Origin of the sequence: Streptomyces lavendofoliae (genome assembly GCF_014649735.1) — a bacterium.
Taxonomy (GTDB): domain Bacteria; phylum Actinomycetota; class Actinomycetes; order Streptomycetales; family Streptomycetaceae; genus Streptomyces; species Streptomyces lavendofoliae.
The window spans coordinates 1-25,510 of record NZ_BMTP01000022.1; the positions used below are offsets into that span (position 1 = coordinate 1).

Sequence of the window (25,510 nt, forward strand, 5' to 3'; positions counted from 1 at the left end):
GGTAGGGCGGCGGTGGCTGGGGCCGGGGTCGAACCGGCGACCTTCCGCTTTTCAGGCGGACACCGCCCGCCAGACCGGCTTCGGCGGCGACCGCGACCGCCGCGTCTCCTGGGGGGCCGAGGCCGGCCAGGACCCGCGCCGCCCGGCCGCCGCCGACCCGACCGGCGGCGCGCTGCCCGGCGTACGGAACGTGGAGCCGGAGCCGGCGAAGGCGGCGTCCCCGGAGGGGACGGTCACCCTCCGCGCGGTCGCCCCACAGCCCCACCCCGAGCAGCCCGCCGACGGCACCATGACCATCCGGGCCGCCGCCCCCGACACGCCACGCACGCCGCAGGCCCCCGGGCAGCCGCAGCAGCCCCTGCCCCTGCCCCTGCCGCTGCCGGCCGCACAGGCCCAGGCCCCGGCTCCTGCCGCCCGGCCCGTGGCCCCGCAGCCGTCGCCCGCCCCTGCGGCGCCCGTGCCCGCCCCTGCCCCGGCGCCCACCCCCGTCCCGGCCCCTGCCCCCGCCACCCCCGCCCCCGCAGCCGCCCCCACCGCTCCCACCGCTCCCGTCACCGACGGGCCGGGCGGCGGTGCCGCGTCCTGGGCGCAGCAGGTGCACCAGCTGGCCCGGCCGGAGGCCCAGGCCCAGCCGCAGGCGCATTCCCAGCAGCCCGTCCTGCCGTGGAAGCCACCGGTCGCCGACCCGTTCCTGGCGGTCGCGCAGGCGCAGGCCGCCGCCCGCCCGGCCGGGCTCGGCAGGCGGTTCGCGGCCCGGCTGATCGACACCGTGGTCCTCGGGGCGGCCGTCGGAGCCGTCGCCGTCCCGTTCGTCTCCAAGGCGCTCGACCACATCGACGGCAAGATCCAGCAGGCCAAGCAGTCGGGCGAGACGGTCACCGTCTGGCTCCTGGACGGCACCACCTCCACGTACTTCGGCATCGTGCTCGCCGCGCTGCTGGTGCTGGGCGTGCTGTACGAGGCGCTGCCGACCGCGAAGTGGGGCCGCACGCTCGGCAAGAAGCTGCTGGGGCTCGACGTGCGGGACATCGAGTCGCACGAGCCCCCGACGTTCGGGGCCGCGCTGCGCCGCTGGCTGGTCTACGGGGTGCTGGGCATCCTGGTGGTCGGCGTGGTCGACGTCCTGTGGTGCCTGTTCGACCGTCCCTGGCGCCAGTGCTGGCACGACAAGGCCGCCCACACCTTCGTCGCAGGGCGGAGCGGGTAGCCCGAACGGCGGGTGATCGTTTGCGGCGGCCCGCCGGCCGGGATGCACTGCCCACATGAGCAACGAACCACCGGCGCCCGGTCAGCAGCCCCCCGACGACGACCCGTTCCGCAAGAGGCCGCAGGACGACGGCTCCCAGCCGCCGCCCGCGCCGCCCCCGGGTGGCGGCGGCCCCTACGGCGGCGGAGGTCCGTACGGCGGACAGGGGCCGTACGGCGGCGGAGGTCCGTACGACGGCGGACCCGGCGGCGGACCCGGGGGACCCTACGGCGGGGGCCCCGGCGGCGGGCCGTACGGCGGTGGTCCGTACGGCTACGGCGGGGCCGACCCGCTCGCGGGGATGCCGCCGCTGGCCGAGTCGGGGCGGCGTGTCCTGGCCCGGCTCATCGACTGGCTCATCATCGTGGTGCCGCTGGCGCTCATCGGCATCCCCTTCAACATCTACGCCAGGGTGTCCGACCGAACCGACGTGGCGGACGTATGGCAGGCCGACGACGGCGGGCAGTGGGTCTTCCAGCTCATCACCATCGTGGCGTACATCGCCTACGACACCCTCATGACCACCAAGAGGCACGGCCAGACGATCGGCAAGCGGCTGATGGGCATGCGGGTGGCGATGCTCAACGACGGCAGCGTGCCGAACACCGGCGCCGCGCTGACCCGGGCGGTGGTGCTGTGGCTGCCCGCGCTGATCTGCTGCGCCTGCCTGTGGCCGCTGCTCATCCTCATCCTCATCCTGGTCGACAAGCCGTACAAGCAGGGCCTGCACGACAAGGCGGCCAAGACCGTCGTCGTGTCAACGACGCAGTGAATGCTCCCTGCGCTCGGCCGGCACCGGGGGCCGGACCGCCGGGTCGTACGCCGAGCGGCGTGCGGCGGGCGTCGGCAGGGTCATCGCGACCAGCAGGCCGAGCGCGAGCGCGACCATCCCGATCAGCGCGACACCCAGTCCGGAGGGGGTGCGGGAGAGCAGCAGCATGGCGACGGTCGCGAAGACGACGGTGGCCGAACCGTAGGCGAGCTGTGCGGCGGTCGGACGCGGCATGGCGGGTTCCGTCCTCGAAGCTGGAGCACCGGATGGGGGAGTCTCACGCAACTCGGTCGCACTGACTTCTGACTGTACGACGGCGGATGCCCGAGAGGAACCGGTAGTAAGCGTGACCTAACCCACGGTACCGGTGCATGGGGGGCGCACAGCATCACGGCCTATGCCATCTGGCCGGAAGTCGGCGCCCGTTGACGCGATACGCAGGGGAGGACCGCATCAAGTGAGCTTTCGCAGAACGGTGTTGAGCGTCCTGGCCGCACTCACCGCCCTGACCGCGTCCGCCGCCGGGCCCACCGCCCGGGCCGCGCCCCCTGCCGCCGCCGGCGTCCCGGCCGGTGCCGGGACCCTCGCCACGACCGGCGCCGCCGCGGTGCCCTCCACCACCGCGCCCGTGCACGACGACGCGTCGCGCGGCGCCGCCGAGGGGAAGCACGACGGTCACGTCATCGACGGGCCGTTCAGCGCCCGGCAGCGCCAGCAGCGGCAGGTGGCCCTGGAGCAGGTGCTCAGCGGCCGGGCGAAGGTGGAGCGGCGCGGCGGGTCCAGAGTCGTGAAGCTCGGGGACCGGAAGTTCGTGGAACTGGGGCGGGAGCGCACGGACAAGATCTTCACCATCCTGGTGGAGTTCGGCGACAAGGTCGACGACTCCACGATGTACGACCCGGACGGGCCGGGCGGTCCGAAGCCGCCGGTCGTCAAGTACGGCGGTACGCCGGGGCCGCGGCACAACCGGATCCCCGAGCCGGACCGGGCGAGCGACAACTCGACCGACTGGCGCCCCGACTACGACCGCGAGCACTACCGGCGGCTGTACTTCGGCGAGGGCGACGGGGTGGAGTCGCTGAAGACGTACTACGAGAAGACCTCTTCCGGCCGTTACTCGGTGGAGGGCGAGGTCTCGGACTGGGTGCGGGTCGAGTACAACGAGGCCCGGTACGGCTCGAACTACTGCGGCGGCAACAACTGCCCCAACGTGGAGGACCTGGTCTCCGACGGGGTGGCCGCCTGGGTCGCCGACCAGAGGGCGAGGGGCAGGACGGCCGAACGGATCAGGGAGCAGGTGGCGCGGTTCGACGAGTGGGACCGCACGGACCACGACAACGACGGGAACTTCAACGAGCCGGACGGCTACATCGACCACTTCCAGATCGTGCACGCGGGCGAGGACGGCTCCGCGGGCGGCGGCGCCCAGGGGCCGGACGCGCTGTGGGCGCACCGGGGGTACGCGTACAGCAGGGACGACGGGGACACCGGCCCGGCGGGGTTCAGGGCGGGGGGCGTGCCCATCGGCGACACCGGCCTGTGGGTGGGGGACTACACGATGCAGCCGGAGAACGGCGGGCTGGGCGTCTTCGCCCACGAGTACGCCCACGACCTGGGCCTGCCGGACCTGTACGACACCAACAACGTGGCGGGGGTCGAGAACTCGGTCGGCTTCTGGTCGCTGATGTCGTCCGGTTCGTGGCTCGGCAGGGGCGAGGAGGCGATCGGCGACCTGCCGGGCGACATGACGGCGTGGGACAAGCTCCAGCTGGGCTGGCTCAACTACGAGCGGGCCGAGGCGGCGACCGCGTCGGCGCACACGCTGGGCGTCTCGGCGTACAACACCGACCTGCCGCAGGCCCTGGTCGTCGAGCTGCCGGAGAAGTCGGTGACCACGCCGGTGGTGAAGCCGGCCCAGGGAGCGGGGCAGTGGTGGAGCGACCACGGCGACAGCCTGTCCCACACGCTGTCCCGGCCGGTCGATCTCACCGGCAGGAGCCGGGCCGAGCTGACGCTGGACGGCTGGTGGGACATCGAGAAGGACTACGACTACCTCTACACGCAGGTCTCCACGGACGGCGGCGAGAGCTGGAAGGCGGTCGACGGTACGGCGGACGGTGAGGCGATCACCAGGGACGGCGGCGACAAGCCCGCCCTGACCGGGGTGTCGGAGACGTACCGGAAGCTGGTGTACCCGCTGGACGCGTACGCGGGGAAGCGGATCGTCCTGCGGTTCCGCTACAAGACGGACGGCGGGGTGGCCGGCAAGGGCTTCGCGGCGGACAACATCGCCGTGCGGGCCGACGGCGTCACGCTGTTCGCGGACGACGGCGAGGCGCGGAGCGGCGCGGGCTGGACGGCGCGGGGCTTCGCGCGGGTGGGTGAGGCGGTCACGGGGGACTACCCGCAGTACTACATCGCGGAGAACCGGCAGTACGTCGGTTACGACAGGACCCTGGAGACGGGCCCGTACCACTTCGGCTTTCCCAAGCCGCGGGACAACTGGGTGGAGCACTACGCCTACCGGCCGGGCCTGATGATCTGGCAGTGGGACACCTCACAGCGCGACAACAACGTGACCGACCACCCGGGCCAGGGGCTGCTGCTGCCGGTGGACGCCCATCCCCGGCCCATGACGTGGGCGGACGGCTCGCTGATGTCCAACAAGATCGCCCCCTACGACGCGGCCTTCAGCCGGTACCCGGTGCCCGGATTCACCCTCCATAAAAGGGGTGTTCCTCAGCAGATCCGCCCTCATCCGGGTAATCCCGCCTTCGATGACCACAAGGGTGTGTACTGGTACGACGAGAACCAGTTCGGCGGGGTGCGGACCACGGACACCAACACCCGGATCGCCATCGTGGACCAGCCGCCGAACGGCGCGTCGGTCACCGTGGAAGTGGGTCCGTCGGCCGGATGACCAGCCGGTTTCCCGCCCGGCCGGGGTCGGGCCGACTGTTCGCATTGCGGATCCGGCTGTTCACATAGAGCACTTGGCCTGTCCAAGTCAAGGTCTGTCTTTTCGCGTCATTCTCCGGTCGAATGTCGTCACTTGTGGCGCGACACCGCACGCGGATACGACATCAACCCCCCATCCGCGGTTCGCGGGCGCGGGGAGGACAAGATCAAGTGACCAGCAGACGACGGGCTTTCAGGGCCTCCGCGGTGATCGTGGCGCTGGCCGCCACCGCCGCGACGGCCTCGGCCTTCACGACGGCCCAGGCCGACAACCGCCCCACCAACGGCATCGAGCGCCATGACCCGGCACCGGGCGCGCACGACGCGCACGGTGCCCCCGGGCACGACCACGCCGCCAAGGTCGACCACGACCTCGACGGACCGTTCAGCAAGCAGCAGGCCCAGGCGCGCGAAGCGGCGCTGGAGCAGGTGCTGGCCGGCGACCTCAAGGTGGAGCGCAGGGGTGCCTCCAAGGTCGTCAAGCTCGACGACAAGAAGTACGTCGAGCTGGGCCGCGAGAAGACCGACAAGATCTTCACGATCCTCGTCGAGTTCGGCGACAAGGTCGACAACACCACGCTCATCGACCGCGCGGACGACGGCGACGACACCACGCTCAAGCCGAAGTTCGGCGGCACGCCCGGTCCGCTGCACAACGCGATAGCCGAGCCGGACCGCTCGAAGGACAACTCGACGGCCTGGCAGAAGGACTACAACCAGCAGCACTTCCAGGACCTGTACTTCGGCACCGGCAAGGACAAGAAGACCGGTCAGCAGAAGCAGTCCCTGAAGACCTACTACGAGAAGACCTCCTCCGGCCGCTACTCGGTCGACGGCGCGGTCTCCGACTGGGTCAAGGTCGAGTACAACGAGGCCCGCTACGGCTCCAACTACTGCGGCAGCACCAACTGCGCCAACGTGTGGGACGCCGTCCGCGACGGTGTGACCGCCTGGACCGCGCAGCAGAAGGCGGCCGGCAAGACCGACGCCGAGATCAAGGCGCAGCTGGCCCAGTACGACCAGTGGGACCGCTACGACTTCGACGCCGACGGCAACTTCAACGAGGCCGACGGCTACATCGACCACTTCCAGATCGTCCACGCCGGTGAGGACGAGTCCGCGGGCGGCGGCGCCCAGGGCACCGACGCGCTGTGGGCCCACCGCTGGTACGCGTACGGCACCGACGCCGGCAAGACCGGCCCGGCGCAGAACAAGGCCGGCGGCACGCAGATCGGCGACACCGGCATCTGGGTCGGCGACTACACGATGCAGCCGGAGAACGGCGGCCTCGGCGTCTTCGCCCACGAGTACGGCCACGACCTGGGCCTGCCGGACCTGTACGACACCTCCGGCCGCGCCGGCGCGGAGAACTCGACCGGCTTCTGGTCGCTGATGTCGTCCGGCTCCTGGCTGGGCACGGGCAAGAACGAGATCGGCGACCTGCCGGGCGACATGACCGCCTGGGACAAGCTCCAGCTGGGCTGGCTCAACTACGAGAAGGCCAAGGCGGCGACGAAGTCCAAGCACACGCTGGGCGTCGCGGAGTACAACACCAAGAACCCCCAGGCGCTCGTCGTCGAGCTGCCGAAGAAGAAGGTCTCCACCGCCGTCGTGAAGCCCTCCGAGGGCTCCAGGCAGTGGTGGAGCGACATGGGTGACGACCTCAAGAACACCCTCACCCGGTCCGTCGACCTCACCGGCAAGACCAAGGCCGAGCTGACGCTCGACGGCTGGTGGGACATCGAGAAGGACTACGACTACCTCTACACCGAGGTGTCGACCGACGGCGGCAAGCAGTGGACCGCGCTGGCGGGCACGGCCAACGGCAAGGCCATCCCGGTCGACGCCAGCGGCGCCCCGTCCCTGACGGACGTCTCCGGCGGCCACCAGAAGCTCGTGTACCCGCTGGACGCCTACGCCGGCAAGAAGTTCGACCTCCGCTTCCGCTACCAGACGGACGGCGGCGCGGGCGGCAAGGGCTTCACGGCCGACGCCATCACCCTCACGGCGGACGGCGCGGCCGTCTTCTCCGACAACGCCGAGGGCGACGACAACGGCTGGACCGCCAAGGGCTTCTCGCGGATCGGTGAGTCCTTCACCAACGAGTACGAGCAGTACTACATCGCCGAGAACCGCCAGTACGTGTCGTACGACAAGACCCTCAAGGTCGGCCCGTACAACTTCGGCTTCGCGGCGCCGATGGACTCCTGGGTGGAGCACTACCCGTACCAGACCGGTCTGCTGGTCTGGCAGTGGGACACCTCCCAGAAGGACAACAACACCGCCGTCCACCCGGGCCAGGGCCTGATCCTGCCGGTCGACGCGCACGCCACCCCGACGAAGTGGGCCGACGGCACGCTGATGCGCAACCGCATCCAGGCCTACGACTCGCCGTTCAGCCTCTACCGGACGACCGGGCTCACCCTGCACAAGGCGGGTGTCGAGGCGAAGGTCCCGTCGCTGCGCGGTGTCTCCGCCTTCGACGACCGCAAGGGCGTCTACTGGTACGAGTCGAACCCGCGTGCGGGCGTCAAGGTAACTGACACCAACACCAAGATCGCGATCGTCAAGCAGCCGACGAACGGCCAGACGATCACGGTCCAGGTCGGCCCGTCGGCGAAGTAGTACGCATCGTCGCAGGTCAAAGCATGATCGGCCGTCGCCCACTAGCGGGCGGCGGCCGATTCTGTTTAGGTGCGTGGTGACCCGTTCTTATTGACACACCATCTCACGGGGGAGTGGTCCCGCATGCCCGGCGGAGGTTTCACCAAGTTGCCCGGAGGCAACGTCGTGGTCGCGCTCAGCCTGCCCAACCCGGTCGGCGACGGCTCCACGGTCCGCGTCCTGGTCCACGCCGTGAACCGCGCCCGCGCCCTGACCCGGCTGCGGAACCTCGGGCTGCGCGCGGTCTACCTGCGGGGCAACACCCACCCGCCCACCCCGGACGAGATCACCGCGGTACTGCACCACCCGGACGGCCTGCTCTGGCGCACCGTCCCGGAGGCCCACACCGAGCTGTGGCACCCCATTCGCGCCCTGCTCCCACGGAGCCGCGCCTGGGGCGCCCCGACCGCCCCCTGACCGGCGGGGGCGGGCCGTGGCCCTGCCCCGGCGGAAGGGCTCCCGTACGGGGTCAGACGACCGGCTTGCCGGTCAGCTCGACGCCCGCCGCGCGCAGCTCGCTCAGGGCCCGCTCCGTGGTGTCCTCCGCGACGCCCGCCGTGAGGTCCAGCAGCACCTGGGTGCGGAACCCCTCGCGCGCCGCGTCCAGCGCGGTGGCGCGCACGCAGTGGTCGGTGGCGATGCCCACCACGTCCACCTCCGTGACCCCCCGCTGCCGGAGCCAGTCGGCCAGCCGGACGTCGTTCTCGTCGGCGCCCTCGAAGCCGCTGTACGCCGCCGCGTACGCCCCCTTGTCGAACACCGCGTCGATCGCGCCGGACGCGACCGCCGGCGCGAAGTTCGGGTGGAAGCCCACGCCTTCCGTACCGGCCACGCAGTGCCTCGGCCAGGAGGCCACGTAGTCGGGCCGGTCGGAGAAGTGGTCGCCCGGGTCGACGTGGTGGTCACGGGTGGCCACCACGTGCTGGTACACGGCCCCGGCGGCCTCGCCGACCAGGTCCGTGATGGCGGCGGCGACATCGGCTCCGCCCGCCACCGCGAGGCTGCCGCCTTCGCAGAAGTCGTTCTGGACGTCGACGACGATCAGTGCGCGGTGCATGGCGGTTGTCCTTCGGTGGGGGAGCGGTCGGTCGGGCGTTCGGGCGGGGTGCCGGGGGGCGGGAACGAGCCTAGGGATTTCCCCGCCCCGGCGGGAGGGGGCGTTCGACGCCGCCGTTCCCGCCGGGGCCGGGTGCCGGACGTGTCCGGGACCGGACGTACTCCGGGACCGGACGTACTCCGGGATCAGACGTACTCCGTGGGGATGACGGCCTCGCCCCGCGACAGCTGGATCGCCGACATCGGCAGCCCCGCCAGCGCCGCCATGTGCCGCTCCCGCGCCGCGTCCAGCGGCTCGCGCGCCACCACGTCGCCGCCCTTGACCAGCTCGGCCATCAGCTGCCGGTCCACGAGATCGGCCGGCACCGGACCGGTGCCGACGACCTCCGCCTCGGCCACCCCGTCCGCGTCGGGCCGCCGCGCGGCCCACTTGCGGCCGCCGACGGACGCCTTGCCGCCCAGCGACTTCTTGGCCACCGACCGGAGCGGAGCCCTGGGGTCGGCCGACTCGGCCCGGGCGACGAGCTTGTAGACCATCGAGCACGTGGGGTGCCCGCTGCCGGTCACCAGCTGCGTCCCGACGCCGTACGCGTCCACCGGCGCCGCCGCCAGCGAGGCGATGGCGTACTCGTCCAGGTCCGACGTCACGACGATCTTCGTGTCGCGCGCCCCCAGCTCGTCCAGCTGCTGGCGCACCCGGTGCGCGACCAGCAGCAGGTCGCCGGAGTCGATGCGCACCGCGCCCAGCTCCGTACCGGCGATCTCGACGGCGGTACGCACCGCCTCGGCCACGTCGTAGGTGTCGACGAGCAGCGTCGTACCGCGGCCCAGCGACTCCACCTGCGCCCGGAAGGCGTCCCGCTCGGTGTCGTGGAGGAGGGTGAACGCGTGCGCGGACGTGCCGACCGTCGGGATGCCGTAGCGGAAGCCCGCCGCCAGGTCGGAGGTCGAGGAGAACCCGCCCACGTACGCGGCGCGGGCCGCGGCGACGGCGGACAGCTCGTGGGTGCGCCGGGCGCCCATCTCGATCAGGCGCCGGCCGCCGGCCGCCGCGGACATCCGCGAGGCGGCGGCGGCGATCGCCGAGTCGTGGTTGAGGATCGACAGGATGACGGTCTCCAGCAGCACGCACTCGGCGAAGGAGCCCTCGACCCGCAGGATCGGCGAGCCGGGGAAGTACACCTCGCCCTCGGGGTAGCCCCAGATGTCGCCGCCGAAGCGGTAGTCCGCGAGCCACTCCAGCGTCGGCTCGTCGACGATTCCGCGCTCCCGCAGGAAGCCGAGGACGCCCGCGTCGAAGCGGAAGTTCTCGACGGCGTCCAGGACCCGGCCGGTGCCGGCGACCACCCCGTAGCGGCGCCCCTCGGGCAGCCGCCGGGTGAACACCTCGAAGACCGAGCGCCGGTCGGCCGTGCCGCCCCGCAGCGCCGCCTGGAGCATGGTCAGCTCGTACTGATCGGTGAAGAGCGCGGTGGACGGCACGTCCACCGGCAGCCCGAGATCCGCAGCATTCATACGATGATGCTACCCCGAATACTCGTCACTCTGACGATTTCTCGGACCCCGTTTGTGCGACCCCCCACCCTCAGTGGCAGCATTGGCTGAGTGAGTGTTGCTCCCGTAGAGATCGAACGCACCGAAGCGGCCGAAGAGGGTTTCGCCGTCACCGAACCCGACGTGCCCTGGGTGACGATCGTCCACAACGACCCGGTCAACCTCATGAGCTACGTCACCTACGTCTTCCAGGCGTACTTCGGCTACTCCAAGGACAAGGCGCACAAACTGATGCTGGACGTCCACCACAAGGGCCGGGCCGTGGTCTCCAGCGGCACCCGCGAGGAGATGGAGCGGGACGTGCAGGCCATGCACGGCTACGGACTGTGGGCGACGCTCTCCCAGGACCGCGGCTGATGAGCGGGCACTTCCAGGCGCTGCCCGGCGGCGGCGCGGCCGTCCCGCTCGACGAGGTCGAGATCTCCATCCTCCGCTCCCTGGCGGTCCAGCTCCTGGAGCTGATCGGCCCCGGGGACGTACCGGCCAAGGGCGAGGACCCGCTGGCCGAGCTGTTCCGCGAGGGCCCCAGCGAGCCGCCGTCCGACCCGGCGCTGGCCCGCCTGTTCCCCGACGCCTACGGGGACGGCGACGACGAGCTGCGCGCCGCGTCGGCCGAGTTCCGCCGCTACACGGAGAACGACCTGCGCACCCGCAAGCGCGAGGACGCCCTCGCCGTCGTACGGAGCCTGGACGCCCTCGACGCGGCGGGGGAGGGCGGCGCGGTCCTCCAGCTGACGCCCGACGAGGCACGGCGGTGGCTCGGCGCGCTCAACGACCTGCGGCTGACCATCGGCACCCGGCTGGAGGTCAAGGACGACGACGAGAGCGAGGCGCTGTACCGGCTGCCGGACTCCGACCCGCGCAAGCCGATGGTCATGGCGTACCTCTGGCTGGGCGCCCTCCAGGAGACTCTCGTCGAGACCCTCATGTGACCTTCGTTCGCTCAGCGGACGCTCAAATCCGCATAACGATCAGGTCACCAACCCGCCCGTCCTTGCGGGCGTAGATGCGCTTTGTCCCGATTTCTCTGTGGTGTGCATCACTTCGGCATGTCTCGATCATTGTTGCGATCGTGGTAAACCTTCTCGAATCGCCCGGGGACGCCACCCCTGTCACCCGGGTGCGCTCAGGCCGGCAGACCGCCGGCGGCACTCCATCCATATCCGGGGGGATCAGGACCTGATCCGCGGTCACGCGCAGTCCAGTGCGAGCGACGCGGATCAGCGTGGAGAAAGGCGCACCAACCATGACCTCAGTGCGGGTCGACAAGCAGCACGACGGCAGTGAGGCCGCGGAGTCCGCCTCCGGCGAGGGCTACCAGCGGGGCCTCGGAGCCCGTCAGATCCAGATGATCGCGATCGGCGGAGCCATCGGCACCGGGCTCTTCCTCGGCGCGGGCAAGGCCATCTCCAAGGCCGGACCGAGCCTCATCCTGGCGTACGCCATCGCCGGTCTCGTCATCTTCTTCATCATGCGGGCGCTGGGCGAGCTGCTCATGTACCGCCCGGTCTCGGGCTCCTTCTCGGAGTACGCCCGTGAGTTCATCGGCCCCTTCGCGGGCTTCGTCACCGGCTGGACCTACTGGCTCTTCTGGGTCGTCACCGGCATCACCGAGGTCACCGCGGCCGCCACGTACATGACGTACTGGTGGAACATCCCCCAGTGGGTGTCCGCCCTCGTCTTCACGATCATCCTGTACGGCGCGAACCTGATCTCCGTGAAGCTCTTCGGCGAGCTGGAGTTCTGGTTCTCGATGATCAAGGTCACGGCCATCATCGGCATGATCCTGATCTGCGCCGGCATCCTCACCATCGGCTTCTCCGACGCCGCCGACACCGCGTCCATGACCATGCTCTGGTCCGAGGGCGGCTTCTTCCCCAAGGGCATCGGCGGCACGCTGATGACCCTGCAGATCGTGATGTTCGCCTTCCTGGCCGTCGAGCTGGTCGGTGTCACCGCCGGCGAGTCCAAGGACCCGAAGGTCACCCTGCCCAAGGCCATCAACACCGTCCCGTGGCGCATCGCCGTCTTCTACGTCGGCGCGCTGATCATGATCCTGTCGGTCGTCCCGTGGACGCACTTCCAGCCGGGCGTCTCGCCCTTCGTCGCCGCGTTCGAGGAGATGGGCCTCGGCGTCGGCGCCGCGATCGTGAACTTCGTGGTGCTCACCGCCGCCCTCTCCTCCTGCAACTCGGGCATGTACTCCACCGGCCGCATGCTGCGCGACCTCGCGCTCAACGGCCAGGGCCCGCGGGTCTTCACCAAGCTGACGAAGTCCGGCACCCCGCTGATCGGCACCACCGTCTCGGCGGCGCTGATGCTCGTGGGCGTGTGGATCAACTACGTCGCCCCCGGCAAGGCCTTCGAGTACGTCGTCTCCTTCGCGACCATCTCCGGCATGTGGGCCTGGATCATGATCCTGGTCTCGCAGATCCGCTACCGTGCCGCCGTCCGGCGCGGCGAGGCCCCGGAGTCGGAGTTCAAGGCCCCCGGCGCGCCGTTCACCAGCTGGTTCGCGCTGCTGTTCATCGGCATGGTCATCGTGATGATGGGCATCGACGAGGGCGCGCGGGTCTCCCTGTACTGCGCCCCGCTGTGGGCCCTGCTGCTCGGTGTCTCCTACCTAATCCTGAAGTCCCGGAACCCGGAGAACGCCGCCTTCAAGCGGTAGTCGTCCAGCATGTGGGCCCGCCCGTACCACCACTCGGTACGGGCGGGCCCCTCTGCTTATCCTGATGCGCATGCTGACCATCACACGGGCCCTGTACGACCAGATCGTCGCGCACGCGCGCGAGGACCACCCGGACGAGGCCTGCGGCGTGGTCGCGGGCCCGGCGGGCTCCGGCCGCCCCGAGCGCTTCGTCCCCATGCTCAACGCCGCCCGCTCGCCCACGTTCTACGAGTTCGACTCGGGGGACCTGCTGAAGCTCTACCGCGAGATGGACGACCGCGACGAGGAACCGGTCGTCATCTACCACTCGCACACCGCGACCGAGGCGTACCCCTCGCGCACCGACGTCTCCTACGCCAACGAGCCCGGCGCCCACTACGTCCTGGTCTCGACGGCGGACACCGACGACGCCGGACCGTTCCAGTTCCGCTCGTACCGCATCGTCGACGGCGAGATCACCGAGGAAGAGGTCCAGGTCGTCGAGGCGTACTGACCGGCCGTCCCGCATCCCGGTCGCAAATCGTCCACGATGCGGGATCACACTCCGAATGGCGGAGCGGGAATCGATACGATGACCGCATGGTTTTCCTCGACGTGAGCGAACAGACGCCGGGCACCGTGCTGCTCGTGGCGCGGCTGCACGTCGACCTGTGCCGCCTCGCCAGCGCGATGTGTCCGCGCCGCGCCGCCGTCTAGCGCCACCACCGGTACGACCCCGGCACGACCCGGTCCACCCCGGCACCACCCTCGCACCCGCGCGCATCCGTCCGCGCGCGCACGCAGCACGGCCCGCCTTCTTCTCGCAGACTCAGCCCTTCCGACAGGAGCCCACGCCATGGCCATCGAGGTCCGCATCCCGACCATCCTCCGCACCCACACCGGCGGCGCCAAGGCCGTCGAGGGCAGCGGAGACACCCTCGCCGACCTCTTCGCCGACCTCGAGTCCCGGTACGCCGGCATCCAGGAGCGCATCGTCGAGGGCGGCGAGCTGCGCCGCTTCGTGAACGTCTACCTCAACGACGAGGACGTCCGCTTCCTGGAGGGCATCAACACCAAGCTGTCGGACGGCGACAACGTGACGATCCTCCCGGCCGTGGCCGGCGGAATGCGCTGATGCGCTACGACTCGCCCCTCGCCGCGGTCGGCAACACCCCGCTCGTCCGGCTGCCGCGCCTGTCCCCCTCGGCGGACGTGCGCGTCTGGGCCAAGCTGGAGGACCGCAACCCGACCGGCTCGATCAAGGACCGCCCGGCCCTGCACATGATCGAGCAGGCCGAGAAGGACGGCCGGCTCACGCCCGGCTGCACCATCCTCGAGCCCACCAGCGGCAACACCGGCATCTCGCTCGCCATGGCGGCCAGGCTCAAGGGCTACCGCATCGTGTGCGTGATGCCCGAGAACACCTCCCAGGAGCGGCGCGACCTGCTCTCCATGTGGGGCGCCGAGATCATCTCGTCCCCGGCGGCCGGGGGCTCCAACACGGCCGTGCGGGTCGCCAAGGAGCTCTCCGCCGAGCACCCCGACTGGGTGATGCTCTACCAGTACGGCAACCCCGACAACGCGGGCGCGCACTACGCGACGACGGGCCCGGAGATCCTGGCCGACCTCCCGTCCATCACGCACTTCGTGGCGGGTCTCGGGACCACGGGGACGCTCATGGGCGTCGGCCGCTACCTGCGCGAGCACAAGCCGGACGTCAGGATCGTGGCCGCCGAGCCGCGGTACGACGACCTCGTGTACGGCCTGCGGAACCTCGACGAGGGCTTCGTCCCCGAGCTGTACGACGCCTCGGTCCTGACGACCCGCTTCTCGGTCGGCTCGGCGGACGCGGTGACCCGGACGCGGGAGCTGCTCCAGCAGGAGGGCATCTTCGCGGGCGTCTCCACGGGCGCGGCGCTGCACGCGGCGATCGGCGTCGGCAAGAAGGCGGTGAAGGCGGGCGAGAGCGCGGACATCGTGTTCGTCGTCGCCGACGGCGGCTGGAAGTACCTGTCGACGGGCGTCTACACGGCCGCCACCACGGAAGAGGCCATCGAGACCCTCCACGGCCAGCTCTGGGCCTGACGCCCGGCACCGGGTGGCGGCCACCGCCGCCGGTGGGCCGGCCCCCTCCGGGCCCGGCCTCCTCGCGGCCCGCGGGGCGCGCCACCGGTCACGGTGGACGTGCCCCGCCGCCGGGTCGCGGCGAGGGGCGGCCCCGGGCCGTACGCCGGGTGCGGGTCAGGCGGCCAGGTGCCGGACCTTGTCCCAGACCAGCGGGTCCACCCGGCTCGCGCGGCGGCGGAAGCGACCGAGCGGGACGTCCCGCAGCTCGTCCGTCTCCAGGAAGCTCGGCCGGCCGCGGGCGTCGCCCACCGCGTCGGGGCGCAGCGCGATCACGCCCGGCCGCTCGTCGCGGTACCGGCTGGTGATCTTGGCGACGAGCGCCGTGTCCCCGCGTACCGCCAGGACCAGGCACGGCCGGTCCTTCGAGCCGGGGCCGTCCTCGTAGGGCACGTCCGCCCACCAGATCTCCCCCGCCCCGGGCCGTGCCCTCGGCGCCCGGCCGCCCGGCCGTGCCGGCGGTCGCGTACGCCCCTCGGGGCGGCTTCCCCGGCGCCCCCCGGGCCGGCGGCGGCCGGACGCGTCGGACACCGCCGCCACCAGGGCGATCACCACGACGGCGCCGAGCGCCGGCCACCAGGACGTGTCCATGCACCGGACGCTACCCGCCCGAACCGGTGACAGCGCGGGTGAGTTCGACCACAAGGGGCCACCGCGGAGGAGCGACCCGCCGTGCCGCGCCTTACGCTCGGTAAACCGCACGACCTCCCCTGTCAGCGCCTGCCCGGCTCCCTTCCACGGAGGTTCTCGCTCCATGAAGCTCACCGTCGTCGGCTGCTCGGGGTCGTTCCCGTCCGCGGAATCGGCCTGTTCGAGCTACCTCGTAGAGGCCGACGGCTTCCGGCTGCTCCTCGACATGGGCAACGGCGCCCTGGGCGAGCTGCAGCGCCACATCGGTCTGTACGACCTCGACGCGATCTTCCTCAGCCACCTGCACGCCGATCACTGCATCGACATGTGCGGGTACTTCGTCGCGCGCTACTACCGCCACGAGGGCGGTCGCTGCCCCGCCATCCCCGTCTACGCGCCGGACGGTGCCGAGCAGCGCCTCACCACGGCGTACGCGGACACACCGTCGGACACGTCGATGAGCGAGGTGTTCGACTTCCACGCGCTGAAGTCCGGCTCGTTCGACCTCGGCCCGTTCCGGGTGCGCACGGAGAAGGTCTGCCACCCCGTGGAGGCCTACGGGATCCGGCTGGAGCACGGCGGGAAGTCCCTCGTGTACTCCGGGGACACGGGGGTCTGCGACGAACTGGACGCGCTCGCCGCGGGCGCGGACCTGTTCCTGTGCGAGGCGTCCTTCACGTACGGCAAGGAGGACATCCCCGGCCTGCACCTGAACGGCCGTGAGGCCGGCGCGCACGCCGCCCGGGCGGGCGCGGGACGGCTGGTGCTCACCCACATCCCGCCCTGGACCGACGCCGAGCGCAACCTGGCGGACGCGCGGGCGGTGTACGACGGGCCCTCGGAGCTGGCGCACGCGGGCGCGGTCTACCAGGTCTGACGACATGCGGAAGGCCCCCGGAACCGTTCGGTTCCGGGGGCCTTCGGCGTCGGCTACTTGGCCTCGGCCTTCTGGAGCTCGGCGAGCTCCTCGTCGGACTCGCGGCCCGGCGTGGGGAGGTTGAACTTGGTGATCGCGAAGCGGAAGACCACGTAGTAGACCGCCGCGAAGCACAGGCCGACCAGGGCCAGGCCCCACGGGTTGGACGCGATGCCCAGGTTCAGCAGGAAGTCGATGGCGCCGGCCGAGAAGCCGAAGCCGTCCTTCATGCCGAGCGCCCAGGTCAGCGCCATGGAGACACCGGTCAGCACCGCGTGGACCGCGTACAGCACCGGGGCGATGAACATGAAGGTGAACTCGATCGGCTCGGTGACACCGGTGACGAAGGAGGTCAGCGCGAGGGAGAACATCATGCCGCCGACGACCTTGCGGCGCTCGGGGCGGGCGCAGTGGACGATCGCGAGGCACGCGGCGGGGAGGGCGAACATCATGATCGGGAAGAAGCCGGTCATGAACTGGCCGGCGGTCGGGTCGCCGGCGAGGAACCGGGCGATGTCGCCGCTCTTGCCGTTGTACTCGCCGGCCTGGAGCCACGGGAAGGAGTTCAGCAGGTGGTGCATGCCGACCGGGATCAGCGCGCGGTTGGCGACACCGAAGATGCCCGCGCCCACGGCGCCGGAGCCGACGAGCCACTCACCGAAGTTGTGCAGGCCCGCGCCGAGCCACGGCCAGATCAGGCCGAAGAGGATGCCCGCGACCAGGCCGGCGAAGGCGGAGAGGATCGGGACCAGGCGGCGACCGCCGAAGAAGCCCAGCCAGTCGGGCAGCTTGGTGCGGTAGAAGCGCTGGTAGAGCAGCGCCACGATGAGCCCCATGACCACGCCGCCGAGCACCTTGGCGTCGACCGCCTGCTCGACCATGACGATCTTGCCGTCGACGATGGCTTCCTTCTTCGGCAGGCTGCTGTCGGTGAAGGTGCCGAGCACGCTCTTGAAGACGAGGTAACCGACGACCGCGGCCAGCGCGGTGGAGCCGTCGGACTTCTTCGCGAAGCCGATCGCGATACCGACGGCGAAGAGCAGCGCCATGTTGTCCAGCAGGGCGCCACCGCCGGCGGCCATATAGCCCGCGATCTTGGTGATGAACGTCGGGAACGACTCCCGGCCGAGCATGTCCGGCTGGCCGAAACGCACCAGGAGCGCCGCGGCCGGCAGCACGGCGACCGGCAGCATGAGGCTGCGGCCGATGCGCTGCAGGACGGCCATCGCGCCGGCGCCCTTCTTCTTCTCCGCCTCGGGGGCGGTGGCGGTGGACATCAGGTTCCTCCAGGTGGGCAAGGCGCCGCCCGGGGACATTGATGTCTAATGGGGGACGGCGGCGTCTCGGGGAACGCGGCGCAACGCCGCGTGGTCTACACCATTAACTGGTGTAGACCTGTTGTAGCACGGTGAGGGTTAGATAAGGAACTTGCGATTTGATAACGCTGAAGGGGCCCCATGACCGGGGCCCCTTCGGGTGCGGCGGGCGGCGCCGCCGCCGGACGCGGCCGGGCGACCGCCGGAGCGGCGGCTACGGCTTGGTGACGTCCGTCTCCGCTTCCTCGGGCTCACGGCCCGGTGTCTTCAGGTCGAATTTCGTGATCGCGAAGCGGAAGACCGCGTAATACACCACCGCGAAGGCCAGGCCGATCGGAATGATCAGCCACGGTTTGGTCGCCAGCCCCCAGTTGATGACGTAGTCGATCAGGCCCGCCGAGAAGCTGAAGCCGTCCTTGACGCCGAACGCCCAGGTCACCGCCATGGACACGCCGGTCAGCAGGGCGTGCACCGCGTACAGCACCGGCGCGATGAAGAGGAACGAGTACTCGATCGGCTCGGTGATGCCCGTGACGAACGAGGTGAGGGCGACCGAGAGCATCAGGCCGCCGACCTCCTTGCGGCGGTGCGGCTTGGCACAGTGCGTGATGGCGAGCGCGGCGGCCGGCAGCGCGAACATCATGATCGGGAAGAAGCCGGTGGTGAACTGCCCCGCGTTCGGGTCGCCCGCGAGGAACATGCTGATGTCGCCGTGCACCACCGTCCCGTCCGGCTTGGTGTACGAGCCGAACTGGAACCAGACGGGCACGTTGAGGAACTGGTGCAGGCCGATGACCAGCAGCGCCCGGTTCGCCACCCCGAAGATGCCCGCACCCCAGGACCCCAGCCCGATCAGCCAGTCGCTGAAGCTCTCCAGCGCGTCGCCGACCGGCGGCCACACGAACAGGCACACCACCGCGAACGCGATCGCGAGGAACGACATCAGGATCGGCACCAGCCTGCGGCCGTTGAAGAAGCCCAGCCAGTCGACCAGCTTCGTACGGTGGAAGCGCTGCCAGACGTACGCCGTGAGCAGGCCCATCACGATGCCGCCGAAGACGCCCGGATTCTGGTACGTGTACGACACGAAGGTGTCGTCCGCGCCGAGGCAGCCGCCGTTGACGTCCCTGGTGCCCGGCGGGCAGTCCTTGGGGAAGGCCCGCAGCACGCCCCGGTAGACCAGGAACCCCGTCACCGCCGCGAGCGCCGTGGAGCCGTCCGCCTTCTTGGCCATGCCGATCGCGACGCCGACGCAGAACAGCAGCGGCAGGCCCAGGTCCGCGTCGAGCAGGGCGCCGCCCGCGCCCGCCATCACCCGGGCGACGTCGTTCCAGCCCAGCCCGTCGGCGCCGAAGACGTCCGGCTGGCCCAGCCGGTTGAGGATGCCCGCGGCCGGCAGGACGGCGATGGGCAGCTGGAGGCTGCGGCCCATCTTCTGCAGTCCCTGGAAGAGACCGGCCCCCCGCTTCTGCCGGGGGACAGGCTTCGACGCGGCCGCGCTCTCGGAGCTCATCGGCGTCCTCCTGAAGACTGGTGTAGACCAGTTGCGATATGGTAGGCGCTGGTGATCGTCATCCTTCGGTACAACCGGGTAATGCGCCCGCGAAGATGGGCCAACCGTGCGTTACCGTGACGAAAGACCTAGGTGGGCCGAGCAGCGCTCAGTGCTCCGGAACGGCCCTTTGACGCAGGGAGAAAGACATGGCCAGCAAGGCTGAGAAGATCGTCGCCGGGCTCGGCGGTATCGACAACATCGAAGAGGTCGAAGGCTGCATCACCCGCCTGCGCACCGAGGTCGCCGACCCCGCCCTGGTCGACGAGGCCGCCCTCAAGGCCGCCGGCGCCCACGGCGTCGTCAAGATGGGCTCCGCGATCCAGGTCGTCATCGGCACCGACGCCGACCCGATCGCCGCCGAGATCGAAGACATGATGTGAGCCGACCGCTCACCCGTGAGGGGCCCGTTCCGGTACCGGAACGGGCCCCTCGCACATCGCCCACTAGGCTCGTCCCATGTCTCGAATCGACGGCCGCACCCCCGAACAGCTCCGCCCGGTCACCATCGAACGCGGATGGAGCAAGCACGCCGAGGGCTCCGTCCTCATCTCCTTCGGCGACACCAAGGTGTTCTGCACCGCATCCGTCACCGAGGGCGTCCCGCGCTGGCGCAAGGGCAGCGGCGAAGGCTGGGTGACCGCCGAGTACTCGATGCTGCCGCGCTCCACCAACACCCGCGGCGACCGCGAGTCCGTACGCGGCCGGATCGGCGGCCGCACCCACGAGATCAGCCGGCTCATCGGCCGGTCCCTCCGCGCCGTCATCGACTACAAGGCCCTCGGCGAGAACACCATCGTCCTCGACTGCGACGTCCTCCAGGCCGACGGCGGCACCCGCACCGCCGCCATCACCGGCGCCTACGTCGCCCTCGCCGACGCCGTCGCCTGGGCGCAGGGCAGGAAACTCGTCAAGGCCGGCCGCAAGCCCCTCACCGGCACCGTCGCCGCCGTCTCCGTCGGCATCGTCGACGGCACACCGCTGCTCGACCTCTGCTACGAGGAGGACGTCCGCGCCGAGACCGACATGAACGTCGTCTGCACCGGCGACGGCCGCTTCGTCGAGGTCCAGGGCACCGCCGAGGCCGAGCCCTTCGACCGCAAGGAGCTCAACGCCCTGCTGGACCTCGCCACCGGCGGCTGCGCCGACCTCGCCGCCCTCCAGCGCGACGCCCTCGCCATCACCCGCTAGCAACCGCGGACGCCCCCGGCGGCGTCCCTAAGAGTGCGGGCGTACGGGCCGAACCGTACGCCCGTCCACAGCCCGGGGAGGACCCGTTCCATGCGCCGACGCCGTACCGCCGCACTCGCCGCCGCCACCGCGGTTCTCGCCCTGACCACAGCGGTCGGCTGCGGCGCGCTCGACAAGGCCATGGACTGCGTCCAGGCCGCCGACGCCATCGCCACCAGTGTCGACCGGCTCGGCCGGGCCGTCTCCACCGCCACCGGTGACCCGACCCGGCTGAACGAGTCCCTCGACGAGATCGACCGGGAACTCGACAGCCTCAAGGGCAAGACGGACAACGCCGACCTGTCCAAGGCCGTCGACGACCTGGGCAGGGGCGTCGAATCCGTCCGCGCCGCCGTGCGCGACGGCGACACCACCCCCGACATCAAGCCCGTCACGGACGCCGCCACCGAGATCGGCAAGGTCTGCACCCCGTAGATACTGGGAGCATGACCCGCCTGATCCTCGCCACCCGCAACGCCGGGAAGATCACCGAACTGCACGCGATCCTCGCCGACGCGGGCCTCGACCACGACCTCGTCGGCGCGGACGCCTACCCCGAGATCCCCGACGTCAAGGAGACCGGCGTCACCTTCGCCGAGAACGCCCTCCTCAAGGCGCACGCCCTCGCCGAGGCAACCGGTCTGCCCGCCGTCGCCGACGACTCCGGCCTCTGCGTCGACGTCCTCGGCGGCGCGCCCGGCATCTTCTCGGCCCGCTGGGCGGGCCGGCACGGCGACGACCGGGCCAACCTGGAACTCCTCCTCGCCCAGCTCGCCGACATCGACACCCCCCACCGCGGCGCCCACTTCGCCTGCGCCGCCGCCCTGGCCCTCCCCGACGGCACCGAACGCGTGGTGGAGGGCCGCCTCCGCGGCACCCTGCGCCACGCCCCGTCCGGCACCGGCGGCTTCGGCTACGACCCGATCCTCCAGCCGGACGGCGACAGCCGCACGTGCGCCGAACTGACGCCCGCCGAGAAGAACGCCATCAGCCACCGGGGCCACGCCTTCCGCGCCCTCGTCCCCGTCCTGCGGGAACTGGTCGGCTGACGCCCGGCGCGCACACGCCGCAAGGGCCGCCCCCCGTGCACCGGGAGGCGGCCCTTGCCGTGCGTGCGGCCGGAGGGACTCGAACCCTCACGGGTGTTACCCCACTGGGACCTAAACCCAGCGTGACTGCCAGTTCCACCACGGCCGCGTGCGCGCCCCCATCGTAGTGGGCCGCCCGCCGCCGCCCGCCGCCCCCGTCAGAACCGGGGCTCCGGCGCGCGGGACTGGACCAGTTCCGCGGCCTCCTCCTTGGTGCAGACCGAGGGCGGTGAGCCGTCCAGGGGCTGACGGGCCGTCTCCTTCATGCAGGCCACCGCGATCACGCCCACCAGGGCCGCCGCCATCGCGTAGTACGCGGGCATCAGGGTGCTGCCGGTGACGCCGATCAGCGCGGTGATCACCAGGGGCGTGGTGCCGCCGAAGAGGGAGGCCGACAGGTTGTAGCCCACCGACAGCGAGCCGTACCGCACATGGGTCGGGAACAGCGCCGGGAGCGCCGCCGACATCGTGCCCAGCAGGCACACCAGCGACAGGCCGAGCATCAGCATGCCCGCCGAGACGGCGAGGACGCCGCCCAGGCCGATCAGCCAGAACGCCGGGGCCGACAGGAACAGGAAGCCCAGCATGCCCGTCATCAGCAGCGGCTTGCGGCCGAACCGGTCGCTCAGCCGCCCCACCCGGCTGATGATCAGCATCAGGAACACCATGACGGCCAGCAGGATCAGCAGCCCGTGCGTCGCGCTGTAGCCGAGCTCGTCCGAGAGGTACGTCGGCATGTACGACAGCAGCATGTAATCGGTGATGTTGTACGCCCCGACGAGCGCGACGCACAGCACCAGCGTCGGCCAGTACTGGCGGAAGATCGTCCCGAGGTCGCCCTTCGCCGAGGTCTCCACCGGATCGGCCGCCTCGGAGGCCGACGCCTTCTCCGCCTCCAGCTTCCGGAAGGCCGGCGTCTCGTCGAGCCGCAGCCGCAGGTAGAGCCCGACCAGGCCCAGCGGGCCCGCCACCAGGAACGGCACGCGCCAGCCCCAGGCCTCCATGGACGCGTCGCCCAGGACGGCGGTCAGCACCGTCACCAGGCCCGCGGCGCCCACGTAGCCCGCCAGCGTGCCGAACTCCAGGAAGCTGCCGAAGAAGCCGCGCCTCTTGTCCGGGGCGTACTCGGCGATGAAGGTCGACGCGCCGCCGTACTCGCCGCCCGTCGAGAAGCCCTGGACCAGCCGGAAGAGGATCAGCAGGACCGGGGCCCAGAAGCCGATGGAGGCGTACGAGGGGATCAGCCCGATGGCGAACGTCCCGACCGCCATCAGGATCATCGTGAGGGCGAGGACCTTCTTTCGCCCGATGCGGTCGCCCATCGGGCCGAAGACCATGCCGCCCAGCGGCCGGACCAGGAAGGCGACGGCGAAGGTCGCGAAGGAGGACAGCAGCTGCGCGGTGTCGTTCCCGGAGGGGAAGAAGACATGGCCGATCGTGACGGCCAGGTAGCTGTAGATGCCGAAGTCGAACCACTCCATGGCGTTGCCGAGCGAGGCGGCCTTCACGGCCCGCTTGACCGCCGCCGGGTCGGTGACGGTGATGTCGGACCGCCTGAGCTTCGGGTTCCTCCGCTGCTGGATGGTGCGGAACAGCATGCGGTGGCGCCTGACCGCCGCCGGATCGGTCGTGGCCGCCATGGGCAGGTTCCTTTCCTGGACGGTGGATCAATCCGAGGGGAACACCTGCTCACGGGTAGCGATCGCAAACCGAAGTCCCGCACCGGTGGGACTTCGGTCACACGGCGAAAGGGCGCCGGACCTGACGGCCCCGCTTCGGGCCGGGCGGAGGCCGCCGGAGGGGCGGACGGGGCGGAGGCCGCCGGAGGGGGAGGCGGGGGCGCCGGAGGGGGCGGCCGGGAGAGGCGGCGCCGGACCCGGAAGCCGGGCGGCTCAGATGCCGAGGTCCTTGATGATCTTCGCGACGTGGCCGGTCGCCTTCACGTTGTACAGCGCCCGCTCGACCTTGCCCTCCTCGTCCACGACGACGGTGGAGCGGATCACGCCCGTCACGGTCTTGCCGTACAGCTTCTTCTCCCCGAAGGCGCCGTACGCCGTCAGCGTCTCCTTGGACGGGTCGCCGACCAGAGTGACCTTCAGGTCCTCCTTCTCGCGGAACTTCGCCAGCTTCTCCGGCTTGTCCGGCGACACGCCGATCACGTCGTAACCGGCGTCGGCCAGCACGTGGAGGTTGTCGGTGAAGTCGCACGCCTGCTTGGTGCAGCCGGGCGTCAGGGCGGCCGGGTAGAAGTAGACGATGACCTTGCGGCCCCGGTATTCCTCGAGCGAGACGTCCTTGCCGTCCGCGTCGGGCAGGGTGAAGGCGGGGGCGGTGTCGCCGGGCTGCAGTCGCTCGCTCATGGCTTCCTGGCTCCTCGGGAAGGGGGATGGTCGTACGCGTTCAGAGCCTAATGGGGGTCTGCGACAGTCACCGGGCCCCTGAGCTGACAGACTGGCCACCACGGATTCGGCCGGACCTACGGAGGCAGCGCGGTGTCGGAAGCCAGGACCCCTGCGCAGATCGAGGCGGACATCGTCCGCCGACGCGAGCAGCTCGCCGTCACTCTCGACGAGATCGGCGTGCGCGTGCACCCGAAGACGATCATCGGGGACGCGAAGGCGAGGGTGGCGTCGACGGTCGACCAGACCGCCGGACGCGCCTTCGTCACCGTGAACCGCGTCGTGACGGACGTGAAGGGACGGTTCGTCTCGGAGGACGGCACCCCGCGTCTGGAGCGGGTGGTGCCGGTGGCCCTGCTCGCCGTCGGCGTGGTGGGACTGCTCGCCATGAGCGTCCGGAAGCGCAAGGGCTGACGCGAGTCGTGACCCTCCGGCGTGCGGGAGGCGGCGGGGCAGGTAGGTTTCCTGGCGTGAGCGAGAACACCCACGACAAGCTGCCCATCCGGATGTTGCACGACCGGGTGCTGGTCCGCACCGACACGCCCGAGGGCGAGAGGCGTTCGGGCGGCGGCATCCTGATTCCGGCGACCGCCGCCGTCGGCCGCCGCCTCGCCTGGGCCGAGGTGGTCGCGGTCGGCCAGAACGTGCGGACCGTGGAAACCGGTGACCGGGTGCTGTACGACCCCGAGGACCGTGCCGAGGTCGAGGTGCGGGGCGTGGCGTACGTACTGATGCGGGAACGCGACCTGCACGCGGTCGCGGCGGACCGGTTCGGCGGGTCGGAGGACTCGACCGGCCTGTATCTGTAGGGCGGCTGCGGCTGCGGTTGCGGCTTCGGTTCCGGTACGCGGCTCCGGTACGCGTGCGCGAAAGGGCCTGGTGGCGGACGCCACCAGGCCCTTTCGCGCAGCCGTTTGCTAGCGTGGAGGACCCCGACGAGACGCGCCGTACCGGGTCACGCAAAGACGACGCACCCCTTGTTCGTACGTCGTCGCGTTCCGGAGGTGCCGCCATGGCCTGGGTTCTGTTGATCGTCGCCGGTCTGCTGGAAGTGGGCTGGTCGATCGGGATGAAGTTCACTGACGGGTTCACCCGGCTGTGGCCGAGCCTGCTCACCGGGGCCGGGATCGTCGCCAGCATGGCGCTGCTTTCCCAGGCCGCGAAGACCCTGCCGATCGGGACCGCGTACGGCGTGTGGGTCGGGATCGGCGCGGCGGGTGCGGCGGTGGTGGGCATGGTGGTGCTGGGTGAGCCGGTCACCGCCGCGCGGATCTTCTTCGTCTGCCTGCTGCTGGTCGCGGTGGTGGGCCTGAAGGCGACCTCGGGGCACTAGGCCGGCGCGCGGCGGTGGCGGA

Annotated in this window: 28 protein-coding genes, 2 tRNA genes and 1 riboswitch; of the genes, 20 read left to right on the plus strand and 10 right to left on the minus strand. The window is 70.9% G+C overall.

Going from position 1 to position 25,510, the window contains the following annotated elements; all coding sequences use genetic code 11:
- Nucleotides 1-13: 13 nt before the first annotated feature.
- A tRNA-Phe gene (locus tag IE109_RS29760) sits at nt 14-80 on the minus strand.
- A gap of 209 nt (nt 81-289) precedes the next feature.
- Between IE109_RS29760 and IE109_RS29765 the strand changes: the two genes are divergently transcribed.
- Together IE109_RS29765 and IE109_RS29770 are read left to right on the plus strand one after the other, a co-directional pair.
- Nucleotides 290-1,207, plus strand: a complete 918-nt coding sequence (locus IE109_RS29765) for an RDD family protein (protein WP_373297802.1) — start codon at nt 290-292, stop codon at nt 1,205-1,207.
- Between the two features lie 55 nt (nt 1,208-1,262).
- Complete coding sequence (locus IE109_RS29770) at nt 1,263-2,018, plus strand: RDD family protein (RefSeq protein ID WP_189554469.1); 756 nt, start codon at nt 1,263-1,265, stop codon at nt 2,016-2,018.
- Here the strand turns inward: IE109_RS29770 and IE109_RS29775 are convergent.
- Nucleotides 2,004-2,252, minus strand: coding sequence for a hypothetical protein (locus IE109_RS29775; RefSeq protein WP_189554535.1), 249 nt, complete (start codon nt 2,250-2,252; stop codon nt 2,004-2,006). The genes IE109_RS29770 and IE109_RS29775 overlap by 15 nt on opposite strands.
- 223 nt (nt 2,253-2,475) lie before the next feature.
- Between IE109_RS29775 and IE109_RS29780 the strand changes: the two genes are divergently transcribed.
- The 3 genes from IE109_RS29780 (at nt 2,476) to IE109_RS29790 (ending at nt 8,057) form a co-directional block, all read left to right on the plus strand.
- Nucleotides 2,476-4,938, plus strand: coding sequence for an immune inhibitor A domain-containing protein (locus IE109_RS29780; RefSeq protein ID WP_373297799.1), 2,463 nt, complete (start codon nt 2,476-2,478; stop codon nt 4,936-4,938).
- Between the two features lie 209 nt (nt 4,939-5,147).
- On the plus strand, nt 5,148-7,601 hold the full coding sequence (locus IE109_RS29785) for an immune inhibitor A domain-containing protein (RefSeq protein ID WP_189554471.1): 2,454 nt from the start codon (nt 5,148-5,150) through the stop codon (nt 7,599-7,601).
- A 123-nt stretch (nt 7,602-7,724) separates the two neighbouring features.
- On the plus strand, nt 7,725-8,057 hold the full coding sequence (locus IE109_RS29790) for a hypothetical protein (protein ID WP_189554472.1): 333 nt from the start codon (nt 7,725-7,727) through the stop codon (nt 8,055-8,057).
- A 52-nt stretch (nt 8,058-8,109) separates the two neighbouring features.
- On the opposite strand, the gene IE109_RS29795 is transcribed toward IE109_RS29790, so the two are convergent.
- Both IE109_RS29795 and IE109_RS29800 read right to left on the minus strand, forming a co-directional pair.
- On the minus strand, nt 8,110-8,697 hold the full coding sequence (locus IE109_RS29795) for an isochorismatase family protein (RefSeq protein WP_189554473.1): 588 nt from the start codon (nt 8,695-8,697) through the stop codon (nt 8,110-8,112).
- A 185-nt stretch (nt 8,698-8,882) separates the two neighbouring features.
- Nucleotides 8,883-10,211 (minus strand): nicotinate phosphoribosyltransferase, encoded by a 1,329-nt coding sequence (locus IE109_RS29800; RefSeq protein WP_189554474.1) that lies wholly within the window; start codon nt 10,209-10,211, stop codon nt 8,883-8,885.
- Between the two features lie 90 nt (nt 10,212-10,301).
- On the opposite strand from IE109_RS29800, the gene clpS reads away from it, so the two are divergent.
- From clpS to IE109_RS29830, 7 genes are all read left to right on the plus strand, one after another.
- Entirely contained in the window at nt 10,302-10,607 is a 306-nt protein-coding gene (gene clpS, locus IE109_RS29805) for an ATP-dependent Clp protease adapter ClpS (protein ID WP_189554475.1), read from the plus strand.
- Nucleotides 10,607-11,182: a DUF2017 domain-containing protein gene (locus IE109_RS29810; protein ID WP_189554476.1), complete on the plus strand. Its 576-nt coding sequence runs from the start codon at nt 10,607-10,609 to the stop codon at nt 11,180-11,182. The genes clpS and IE109_RS29810 overlap by 1 nt, the downstream gene beginning before the upstream one ends.
- Before the next feature lie 314 nt (nt 11,183-11,496).
- Entirely contained in the window at nt 11,497-12,921 is a 1,425-nt protein-coding gene (locus tag IE109_RS29815) for an amino acid permease (protein ID WP_189554477.1), read from the plus strand.
- Between the two features lie 70 nt (nt 12,922-12,991).
- Complete coding sequence (locus IE109_RS29820; protein WP_189554478.1) at nt 12,992-13,414, plus strand: M67 family metallopeptidase; 423 nt, start codon at nt 12,992-12,994, stop codon at nt 13,412-13,414.
- An 86-nt stretch (nt 13,415-13,500) separates the two neighbouring features.
- Nucleotides 13,501-13,617 carry a putative leader peptide gene (locus IE109_RS34160; protein ID WP_373297800.1) on the plus strand — a complete coding sequence of 39 codons (117 nt, stop codon included), beginning with the start codon at nt 13,501-13,503 and terminating at the stop codon, nt 13,615-13,617.
- A gap of 139 nt (nt 13,618-13,756) precedes the next feature.
- Nucleotides 13,757-14,035, plus strand: a complete 279-nt coding sequence (locus tag IE109_RS29825) for a MoaD family protein (protein ID WP_189554479.1) — start codon at nt 13,757-13,759, stop codon at nt 14,033-14,035.
- Nucleotides 14,035-14,985 (plus strand): PLP-dependent cysteine synthase family protein, encoded by a 951-nt coding sequence (locus tag IE109_RS29830; protein ID WP_189554480.1) that lies wholly within the window; start codon nt 14,035-14,037, stop codon nt 14,983-14,985. Before IE109_RS29825 ends, IE109_RS29830 begins: the two co-directional genes overlap by 1 nt.
- Nucleotides 14,986-15,141: 156 nt before the next feature.
- Here the strand turns inward: IE109_RS29830 and IE109_RS29835 are convergent, their stop codons facing one another.
- A complete protein-coding gene (locus IE109_RS29835) occupies nt 15,142-15,615 on the minus strand; it encodes a type II toxin-antitoxin system PemK/MazF family toxin (protein ID WP_189554481.1) in 474 nt (157 codons plus the stop codon).
- 163 nt (nt 15,616-15,778) lie between these two features.
- Here IE109_RS29835 and IE109_RS29840 point away from each other — a divergent pair, with 163 nt between their 5' ends.
- Entirely contained in the window at nt 15,779-16,531 is a 753-nt protein-coding gene (locus IE109_RS29840) for an MBL fold metallo-hydrolase (RefSeq protein WP_189554482.1), read from the plus strand.
- A gap of 53 nt (nt 16,532-16,584) precedes the next feature.
- On the opposite strand, the gene IE109_RS29845 is transcribed toward IE109_RS29840, so the two are convergent.
- Nucleotides 16,585-17,847 carry a PTS transporter subunit EIIC gene (locus IE109_RS29845; RefSeq protein WP_189554483.1) on the minus strand — a complete coding sequence of 421 codons (1,263 nt, stop codon included), beginning with the start codon at nt 17,845-17,847 and terminating at the stop codon, nt 16,585-16,587.
- Nucleotides 17,848-18,100: 253 nt separating this feature from the next.
- On the minus strand, nt 18,101-19,399 hold the full coding sequence (locus IE109_RS29850) for a PTS transporter subunit EIIC (protein ID WP_189554484.1): 1,299 nt from the start codon (nt 19,397-19,399) through the stop codon (nt 18,101-18,103).
- Nucleotides 19,400-19,587: 188 nt separating this feature from the next.
- On the opposite strand from IE109_RS29850, the gene IE109_RS29855 reads away from it, so the two are divergent.
- The 4 genes from IE109_RS29855 (at nt 19,588) to rdgB (ending at nt 21,717) form a co-directional block, all read left to right on the plus strand.
- Nucleotides 19,588-19,821 carry a PTS sugar transporter subunit IIB gene (locus IE109_RS29855; protein WP_031076305.1) on the plus strand — a complete coding sequence of 78 codons (234 nt, stop codon included), beginning with the start codon at nt 19,588-19,590 and terminating at the stop codon, nt 19,819-19,821.
- Nucleotides 19,822-19,897: 76 nt separating this feature from the next.
- Nucleotides 19,898-20,629 (plus strand): ribonuclease PH, encoded by a 732-nt coding sequence (rph, locus tag IE109_RS29860; protein ID WP_189554485.1) that lies wholly within the window; start codon nt 19,898-19,900, stop codon nt 20,627-20,629.
- A 90-nt stretch (nt 20,630-20,719) separates the two neighbouring features.
- Nucleotides 20,720-21,103: a hypothetical protein gene (locus IE109_RS29865; protein ID WP_189554486.1), complete on the plus strand. Its 384-nt coding sequence runs from the start codon at nt 20,720-20,722 to the stop codon at nt 21,101-21,103.
- A gap of 11 nt (nt 21,104-21,114) precedes the next feature.
- Complete coding sequence (gene rdgB, locus IE109_RS29870) at nt 21,115-21,717, plus strand: RdgB/HAM1 family non-canonical purine NTP pyrophosphatase (protein WP_189554487.1); 603 nt, start codon at nt 21,115-21,117, stop codon at nt 21,715-21,717.
- Nucleotides 21,718-21,781: 64 nt separating this feature from the next.
- Here the strand turns inward: rdgB and IE109_RS29875 are convergent.
- The 3 genes from IE109_RS29875 to bcp form a co-directional block, all read right to left on the minus strand.
- A tRNA-Leu gene (locus IE109_RS29875) sits at nt 21,782-21,865 on the minus strand.
- 49 nt (nt 21,866-21,914) lie between these two features.
- Nucleotides 21,915-23,396, minus strand: coding sequence for a glycine betaine/L-proline transporter ProP (gene proP, locus IE109_RS29880; protein ID WP_189554488.1), 1,482 nt, complete (start codon nt 23,394-23,396; stop codon nt 21,915-21,917).
- A 252-nt stretch (nt 23,397-23,648) separates the two neighbouring features.
- Complete coding sequence (bcp, locus tag IE109_RS29885) at nt 23,649-24,116, minus strand: thioredoxin-dependent thiol peroxidase (protein ID WP_189554489.1); 468 nt, start codon at nt 24,114-24,116, stop codon at nt 23,649-23,651.
- Between the two features lie 132 nt (nt 24,117-24,248).
- On the opposite strand from bcp, the gene IE109_RS29890 reads away from it, so the two are divergent.
- The 3 genes from IE109_RS29890 to IE109_RS29900 all read left to right on the plus strand — a co-directional run bounded on the left by IE109_RS29890 (nt 24,249) and on the right by IE109_RS29900 (nt 25,488).
- The gene (locus IE109_RS29890; protein ID WP_189554490.1) at nt 24,249-24,569 is read left to right on the plus strand and encodes a DUF3618 domain-containing protein; all 321 of its coding nucleotides are present in this window, start codon (nt 24,249-24,251) and stop codon (nt 24,567-24,569) included.
- 56 nt (nt 24,570-24,625) lie between these two features.
- Nucleotides 24,626-24,964, plus strand: coding sequence for a GroES family chaperonin (locus IE109_RS29895; protein WP_073750705.1), 339 nt, complete (start codon nt 24,626-24,628; stop codon nt 24,962-24,964).
- Nucleotides 24,965-25,064: 100 nt separating this feature from the next.
- Nucleotides 25,065-25,130: riboswitch (guanidine-III (ykkC-III) riboswitch) on the plus strand.
- 37 nt (nt 25,131-25,167) lie between these two features.
- Nucleotides 25,168-25,488, plus strand: coding sequence for a DMT family transporter (locus IE109_RS29900; RefSeq protein ID WP_189554491.1), 321 nt, complete (start codon nt 25,168-25,170; stop codon nt 25,486-25,488).
- The last annotated feature ends 22 nt before the right edge of the window (nt 25,489-25,510 follow it).